The organism is Rhizobium sp. PRIMUS64 (assembly GCF_023006465.1).
GTDB lineage: Bacteria > Pseudomonadota > Alphaproteobacteria > Rhizobiales > Rhizobiaceae > Rhizobium > Rhizobium leguminosarum.
The window spans coordinates 1-506 of record NZ_JALBGX010000337.1; the positions used below are offsets into that span (position 1 = coordinate 1).

1 protein-coding gene is annotated in these 506 nt (G+C 64.0%); it reads right to left on the reverse strand.

Features of this window, described 5'->3' with window-relative positions; genetic code table 11:
• The coding region (locus MOV76_RS39455; RefSeq protein WP_247266624.1) for an ArdC-like ssDNA-binding domain-containing protein at nt 1–206 on the reverse strand (206 nt) is incomplete at its 3' end.
• Nucleotides 207–506: the final 300 nt, after the last annotated feature.

Here is a 506-nt window from a genome sequence, read left to right on the forward strand (position 1 = left end):
GCGATGGTTTCGGACCAGAGGAGCAGGACATTGATCCCGGTATAGGGTTGGCCATTGTGGCGCAGTGGCCGGCTGACCTCACTTGCCGCCTGTCCCGTCGTCCAGGGCCTGGTCCATGGCCGCACACCCTGTTCGAGATCGGCGATGATCTTGGTCGTGATGCGGCTGTAGATATCGGATCGTTGATTGGATGGTTGCCTGCTCATGTCTGAACCTCCGTTTCGAGGTCGCGGCCATCGCGACCTGCTACGGCGGTCCGAAAGCCGGGCGGCAAGTGCTGCCTGCACCCGCAGGGCCGCAACGCAGTGGAGGACGGCAAAGCCGTTGCCGGCGGCGCGAGCCTGGCAGGACCAGAGCCGGGGCAGGACGCGATGACTGCAATCTTAGTAGGAGGTTTTGACGGAGGCGGAAGTGGCAGATCAGCGAGTCGGCATCACGTCGCTCACATCGCCGATGAACCGCAGCGCAGATCGCTTGCTGGCCGGCCGCGCCAATGACCGGGCGAT